Consider the following 6445-nt stretch of genomic DNA (forward strand, 5'->3'; position numbering starts at 1 on the left):
TTTTACTGCAAAAAAATGCGCCGTTGCCCGGCGCGGGTTCAAGTCGTGGTGAGGGCAAACAGGGCTTCGCGAAGCGCGCTGGCTCGGTCCGCCCCGAATTTGTCGTCAATCTCCTGCTGAGCCGCCCGCCAATGCGTCTCGGCGGCTTTGAGCAGCGCCAGCCCCCGCGGCGTCAGATGCAACGCCGTCGCACGTCCTGTGGATGCGGCCTTCTGGACGAGCAAACCATCGCGCTGCATCGGTTGCAGGGCGCGCACGAGGGTGGTTCGATCCATCACCAAGGCTTCGGCCACCGACGCCATCGTCGGTTCAGCGGCGGCCGTGGCAATTGCGACGAGCACCGAAAACTGCGACGACGTCAGTCCGACCTCGCCCAGATGGCGGTCGTAAAGCTGCGTGACATAACGCGCCGCCTGACGGACGGCGAGCGCGGTGCACTTGGGGGTTTCAGGTAACTGCGACATGCGCTGCAGTTTATCAGTGCATATGCACATGTCAAGCGATTCCATGTCGGACGATATCGATTCAAGCCAGCAAAAACACTGTGTGCCTCGCTGACAGGAGGCGGGATGGCGCGCGCGGCACAACTCAAAACAATTGTGAGAAACCGCGCCGCATCGCCGTTTGCGGGCCGCTGTGTCCTTTAGAATTCGCTCTGTTGCAGATTTGGAAGTCCACACATGCGCACACCACGGTTCGCATCTGCCCGGATGCTGGGCAGCGCGCTCGCCCTGAGCACGTTAGTACTCAGCGGCTGCAGTTCGCTGATGTCGGAAGGCACGACCGCCGCGGCCGGTATCGGCGGAGCGGCCCTCGCCGCCAAGGTGACCGACAACGCGGCCGTGGCCACCGGCATCGGCTTGGGCGTACAAGCCGGCGCACGGGCCGCGTTGCAGCACAGCCAACGCGTGGTCCACACCGAAACCCAAGACCACATCGCGCAGATCGCCGGGGCGCTGGCCGACAACACCGTCGGCAACTGGCAGATCAAGCACCGCATTCCCCTGGAGCCCGACGAACACGGCCGCGTGGTGGTCACGCGTTCGATCAACGGGCCGCTGGTCAACTGCAAGGAAATCCTCTTCACCGTCGACGGAATGGAAGACGGCGTCGCGAAGGTCGACTTCTTCGTCGCGTCGATCTGCCATGACGGCAAGCAATGGAAGTGGGCGACGGCCGAACCGGCCACGGCGCGATGGGGGTCGCTGCAATGAGCCGCGCGCGCTGGACTGTTACAGCGTGTGCGGGCCTGATGGCTGGCTTGATGGCCGGCTGCTCGTCGGTCGGGCCGTTGACCGGCGCCGCAGCGGGCGTGGCCACCGGCACCGTCACAGGCAACCCCGCGGTGGCCTATGGCGTGGCGGTGTCCGTCAACGCCGCGACCGATGCATCGATCAAATATGCGACGCGCAAATGGGCCGCCAGCGAGCAGGATGCGCTGGCCATGGCCGTCGGACGGTTGAGCGACAGCACGCCTTCACTCAACTGGTCGCTCGAACGCATGATGGGCTTCACCAAGGCGCATGGCCAGGTCGTGCTCGTGCGCACGTTCACGACGCCGTTGGCCACGTGCCGCGAAGCGGTGCTGACCGTTCAGGAAGCGCTCGCGCCCAAGAACGCGCCAGGTGCTGGTTACACGATTTACGCGTGCCAGAACGGCAGCACATGGCAGTGGGCCAACGCCGAGCCCGCCGTGCCGCGCTGGGGCAACCTGCAGTAGCGAGGCCCGGCTGCGGCAGGGCCGACGCACCCTCCCCCACTCTCAATTCCCCCAACTGCAACGCGCAAATGCGTCTGCTTGTGTAATTTAATACGAATCATTATCATTTGCGTTCTTAATTGAATTGAAGGCTGTCATGCACGGTATTGCCCTCCTCCTCGGGCTGCTGGCCGCCGGCTGCCTGTATGCGGCCGCGCCCAACCAAGTGCTGCTGCTTGCGCCCGCCTCGCGCCTGCGCGGGCGCGTGCTGTGTAGCGTTGCTGCCGCATTGGCGGTCATTGCCGTGGTGTTGTGGAGCGACGTGCTGGGCCGGGCGGGGGCGGTCATCGCCGTGGCGCTGGTGGTCACGGGGGCCTTGTCGCTGTGGCCCATGTTGGGCGCGTGGATGCAACAACGGCGTGCATGCAGCGAGGCGCAGTCATGAACGGCATGGGCACCAAGTGGCTGGCCGGTGCCGTGTTGGGGCTGCCGCTGTCGATTGCGCTGTGCACGCTGGCGATCCTGTGGCTGCCGGGCGGCTGGGAAAGCGGCGTCATCGGGGCGTTGCTCGCCTGCCTGCCGCTGTGGGCGGTGGTCATCAGCGTGAGCGTGTTGTTTCCGACCAGTGCCCGTGCGTGGGCCGTGCTGGCGGCCGCCAATGCCATGTCATTCGGCGTGCTGTGGCTGCCGCGCTTGATGGTGACCTGACCTCGCCATGAAATCGACGACCTTACGTCTGTATCAGACGCTGCATACCTGGGTGGGCCTGATGGCTGGCTGGGCGCTGTTCATCGCGTTCTTTGCCGGTGCGCTCACCGTCTTCCATGAAGAGCTGCATGCGTGGCAGAACCCCCTGCGCGCCGAGCGTGCTGCGGTTGCCACCAGCCCTGCCGATATCGACCGCTTCGTGAACACGCTGGTGCGCACGCATCCGTCCGCTGCCGCAAGCGCGTACGTCATCTTCCCGAACGAGGGCGAACCGGAATTCTCGGCGTATTGGCAGAACAGCAAGGGCGAGTGGCAGATGACGACCGGCAGTGGGCTCGCTGCCGGCAAGACTTCGCCGAAAGACCTGTCGATCGAACCCTCCAAGGGCGAGCTGGCCAATTTCCTGAACCGGCTGCATTACTCGCTGGGGCTGGAAGAGCCGGGCATGTATTTCATGGGGGCCATCTCGGTGCTCTACGGTGTGGCGCTCATCTCAGGCGTGCTGCTGCACTTACCGCGCCTGAAGAAGGATCTGCTGGCCGTGCGCCCGGGGCGCAATCTCAAGCGCTTCTGGATGGACATGCACAACGTGCTTGGACTGTTCAGCCTGCCCTTCCACTTGATCTTTGCGATTACCGCGCCGGTGCTGTGTCTGAGCATCGTGCTGATGACCGTGTTCAACACCGTGGCGCTCAACGGCAAGCTGTTCGACGCGGTGCCGCGTGTAACCACGGCGGCGGGCACGGTGGTCGCGGCCAAGCGCGCCGCGCCCATGCTGCCGGCCGAGCAACTGCTGGCCCGTGCACGCGAGGCGGCCGACCCGAACTTCACCGTCAAGTCGATCCACTACCAGCAGATTGGCGATGCGAATGCCGTGGCGGAACTACGCGGCAGTAGCACGCGCGCGGTCGGCGACTACGGCTCGGTGGCGATTCACGCAGCGGCCCAGCAGCCCACCAGCGGCAAGCTCGTCGGCACCCAGACGCCCGATGCGCGCGACACCAATCACGCCATCTACAGCCTCGTCTACGGCTTGCACTTCGGCACGTACGGTGACATCGCCCTGCGTCTCGCCTATCTGGTGATGGGTCTCGCGGGGGCCTTCGTCTTCTACTCGGGCAACCTGCTGTGGATCGAATCGCGCCGCAAGCTGCGCAAGACGGAGCAGCCTTGGGTGCATCAACTTCTGGCCCGCGCCACGGTGGGCGTGTGCATCGGATGCTGCGTCGGCGTGATGGCGACGTTCCCAGCGGCGCTGTTGTGGCCAGAACGTTCGGCGGGCGTGACGTACTACACCGTATTCTTCGCGGCGATTGCGTGGGCGATGCTGCGGCCGCCAGCACGCGGCGCCGTCGAACTGCTGAGCGCTGCCGCCATCGCGGCTGTGCTTGCCCCCGTCACCAACGCCGTCGTGACTGGCGACCACCTGCTGCGCACGATGGCGCGCGGCGACTGGATGGTGGCCGGTTTCGACGTGGGCGCACTGGCGCTCGCGTGCGGCTTTGTCGGCCTTGCGCGCGCAACGCTGCGCCGGGCGCGCCACGGTGCGCCCGATTCCGTCTGGGCCACGCCGGTGCGCGAATCGCGCGTGGGCAACGACCTGCATCCGAGCGTCGCCAGAGAGCCGTAGCTCTACACGCCGCCACCAAAAAACCACAACCACCCGCACAGGACTCGCGCATGCCGCTCGTTGGCACGCACGCGACTGCGCGCGCCTGCACACAACATTGATTCAGGGGAGCTGATCATGCGAGCCGCCGCTTTACCACCCGCTTCACGCCGTTCCATCAACCGCCTTCGCCCAACGCCCCTCGTACGCAGGCTCGCACTGGCTTTTGCCGCCATGGGCGCAGGCGCATCGGCCTACGCGCAGCAGAGCACCACGCAGGTCGACCTGCCCGCCACGCAAGTCACCGCCGGCAAATCCGCCGCCTACGGTGCGAAGCAGGCCAGCACCGGCGCACTGGGCGACAAGGCCGTGCTCGATACGCCGTTCACCATCAACGTTGCCACGCAGGAGCTGATCCAGAACCGCCAGGCGCAGACCATCGGCGAGGTCTTCAAGGGCGATCCGGCAGTCACCGCCAACAACGACGGCTACATCGGCGAGGCGTCGAACATCACCATCCGCGGCTTGCAGCTCGACCTGCTGGAGGGCTACAAGGTCGACGGTCTGGCCGTCCCCAACTGGGGCAGCGATGTGCCGCTCGAACACTTCGAACGCGTGGAACTGCTCAAGGGCCTGTCGGGTTTCATGTATGGCTTTGGCACGCCGGGCGGCATCGCCAATTTCGTGACCAAACGCCCGACCAACACCTTTGGCGGCAGCGCCACGTTCGGATTCACCAGTGGCGGCACGCTCAAGGAATCGCTCGATGTGGGCGGACGCTTCGGTCCCACCAAGGCCCTGGGCGCGCGCCTGGGTGTGGTGCATGAAGAAGGCGACACCTTTGTCGACGGTGGCCATATCAAGCGCGACTCCGCATCGCTCGCACTCGATGCGCGCATCACGCCCGATCTGCAGTGGTCGTTCGACGGCCTGTACATGCAGCGCAACGTGCAGGGCGCCTACTACGGCATCATCCCCGGCCAGGATTTTGGTGTGCCGGTCACGGAGTTCGTGCGCACGCCGCGCGCCATTGACGGCAGTCAACGCGTGTCGTCGCGCGGGTCGTATTACGAGACCGAAATCAAATCCGTCGGCACCGAACTGAACTGGGCGGCCACGCCCGACTGGAACGTGCGCGCCGCCTATCGCTACACGCAGCAGAACCGAGGCAACGCCGACAGCGCGATCCAGCTGACGGACAACGCGGGCAACTTCAGTGAGCTGCAGTACAGCTCTTACCAGCGCTACCAATACAGCCAGGCGCAGGTCATGGCCAACGGCAAGGTGCGCACAGGCCCGATCGAGCATGAACTCGTCTTCGGCACCTCGTGGCAGAGTCTCACGCAAGCCACGGGTGGCTTTGCTTCCACGCTGCTCGGCACCGGCAACCTGTACGACACGTCGGCGTTCGTGTCGTCCGGGGCGACACCGATGCGGGTGCCCGCGTCCGACGGTCTGGCTCGCACATCCCGGATCGACCAGACGTCCGTCTTTGCGAGCGATACGGCCAAGTTCAACGAGCACTGGTCGGTGCTGGGTGGGTTGCGCTACACGCGCTTCAACCAGACCGGCTACAACGCCGACGGCAGCACCTCGGCCAAATACACCCGCGAGCCGATCACGCCCACGCTGGCGCTCATGTTCAAACCCGTGCAACCGGTGACGCTGTACACGAGCTATGTGGAATCGCTTGAAGCCGGCGCCACCGCACCAATCACCGCACTCAACGCGGGCACGGTATTCGGGCCGCTCAAGAGCAAGCAGATCGAGGTCGGCGCCAAGGCGGAACTCCACGACTGGACATTCGGCGCGGCGCTGTTCCAGGTGCAGCGCGGGCTGGCGTATCTGCGGCCGGACAACGTCTATACACAAGACGGCATGACGCGTTATCGCGGGCTCGAATTGAGCGCGCGTGGCAAGCTCGCGCGGGACTGGACGCTGCTGGGCGGGGTGCTGTTCATGAATTCCGAGAACACGGAGTCCGATGCCTCCGTGCTGGGCAAACGCGCCTACGGGTCGCCACGCTTCAAAGCGACGGCCTATGTGGAATATGCCGTGCCGCCGGTGCCTGGGCTCGTGCTGTCGGCGGGTGGCCAGTACGTCGGCAACTCGGCGCTTGAAGCGGACAACAGCAACATCGTGCCGGGGTATCACACGTTTGATGTGGGGGCGCGGTATTCGACCAAGGTGGGCGGCAAGCCGGTGACGCTGCGGTTCAATGTCGACAACCTGACGAATGAGAAGTACTGGTTGCCGAGTTGGGGGTTCATTCTGGTGCAGGGGGCGCCTCGGACGGTTAGGGCTAGTGCTACGGTTTATTTTTGATGTTTTGGTTTTTGGTTCGAAGTTTGATCTTGGTGGTGCATCCCTTGTTTCATCCCCTGCCGGGGTGACTCAGCTTCTTTGTCTTGCCAAAGAAAGTAAGCAAA

The 6445-nt window shown here is 64.8% G+C and carries 7 protein-coding genes; 6 read left to right on the forward strand and 1 reads right to left on the reverse strand.

Annotated features, from left to right (window positions below; all coding sequences use genetic code 11):
- Positions 1 to 38: 38 nt before the first annotated feature.
- A complete protein-coding gene (locus FUT88_RS22490; RefSeq protein WP_147218541.1) occupies positions 39 to 464 on the reverse strand; it encodes a MarR family winged helix-turn-helix transcriptional regulator in 426 nt (141 codons plus the stop codon).
- A gap of 216 nt (positions 465 to 680) precedes the next feature.
- On the opposite strand from FUT88_RS22490, the gene FUT88_RS22495 reads away from it, so the two are divergent.
- The 6 genes from FUT88_RS22495 (at position 681) to FUT88_RS22520 (ending at position 6341) form a co-directional block, all read left to right on the forward strand.
- Positions 681 to 1214, forward strand: a complete 534-nt coding sequence (locus FUT88_RS22495; RefSeq protein ID WP_410003897.1) for a hypothetical protein — start codon at positions 681 to 683, stop codon at positions 1212 to 1214.
- Positions 1211 to 1720 (forward strand): hypothetical protein, encoded by a 510-nt coding sequence (locus tag FUT88_RS22500; RefSeq protein ID WP_261797264.1) that lies wholly within the window; start codon positions 1211 to 1213, stop codon positions 1718 to 1720. The genes FUT88_RS22495 and FUT88_RS22500 overlap by 4 nt, the downstream gene beginning before the upstream one ends.
- A gap of 136 nt (positions 1721 to 1856) precedes the next feature.
- Positions 1857 to 2144, forward strand: a complete 288-nt coding sequence (locus FUT88_RS22505; protein ID WP_147218533.1) for a hypothetical protein — start codon at positions 1857 to 1859, stop codon at positions 2142 to 2144.
- Positions 2141 to 2407: a hypothetical protein gene (locus tag FUT88_RS22510; RefSeq protein ID WP_147218535.1), complete on the forward strand. Its 267-nt coding sequence runs from the start codon at positions 2141 to 2143 to the stop codon at positions 2405 to 2407. Before FUT88_RS22505 ends, FUT88_RS22510 begins: the two co-directional genes overlap by 4 nt.
- A 7-nt stretch (positions 2408 to 2414) precedes the next feature.
- Entirely contained in the window at positions 2415 to 4037 is a 1623-nt protein-coding gene (locus FUT88_RS22515; RefSeq protein WP_147218537.1) for a PepSY-associated TM helix domain-containing protein, read from the forward strand.
- A 117-nt stretch (positions 4038 to 4154) separates the two neighbouring features.
- Entirely contained in the window at positions 4155 to 6341 is a 2187-nt protein-coding gene (locus tag FUT88_RS22520; protein ID WP_147218539.1) for a TonB-dependent siderophore receptor, read from the forward strand.
- The last annotated feature ends 104 nt before the right edge of the window (positions 6342 to 6445 follow it).

The sequence above is a fragment of the Ralstonia sp. TCR112 genome, from assembly GCF_007997035.1.
Lineage (GTDB): Bacteria > Pseudomonadota > Gammaproteobacteria > Burkholderiales > Burkholderiaceae > Ralstonia > Ralstonia edaphi.

What these genes read in the sequence shown, in the direction of transcription:
- FUT88_RS22490 (WP_147218541.1), bottom strand. Translation starts at nt 464, where the DNA reads ATGTCGCAGTTACCTGAAACCCCCAAGTGCACCGCGCTCGCCGTCCGT.
- FUT88_RS22495 (WP_410003897.1), top strand. Translation starts at nt 681, where the DNA reads ATGCGCACACCACGGTTCGCATCTGCCCGGATGCTGGGCAGCGCGCTC.
- FUT88_RS22500 (WP_261797264.1), top strand. Translation starts at nt 1,211, where the DNA reads ATGAGCCGCGCGCGCTGGACTGTTACAGCGTGTGCGGGCCTGATGGCT.
- FUT88_RS22505 (WP_147218533.1), top strand. Translation starts at nt 1,857, where the DNA reads ATGCACGGTATTGCCCTCCTCCTCGGGCTGCTGGCCGCCGGCTGCCTG.
- FUT88_RS22510 (WP_147218535.1), top strand. Translation starts at nt 2,141, where the DNA reads ATGAACGGCATGGGCACCAAGTGGCTGGCCGGTGCCGTGTTGGGGCTG.
- FUT88_RS22515 (WP_147218537.1), top strand. Translation starts at nt 2,415, where the DNA reads ATGAAATCGACGACCTTACGTCTGTATCAGACGCTGCATACCTGGGTG.
- FUT88_RS22520 (WP_147218539.1), top strand. Translation starts at nt 4,155, where the DNA reads ATGCGAGCCGCCGCTTTACCACCCGCTTCACGCCGTTCCATCAACCGC.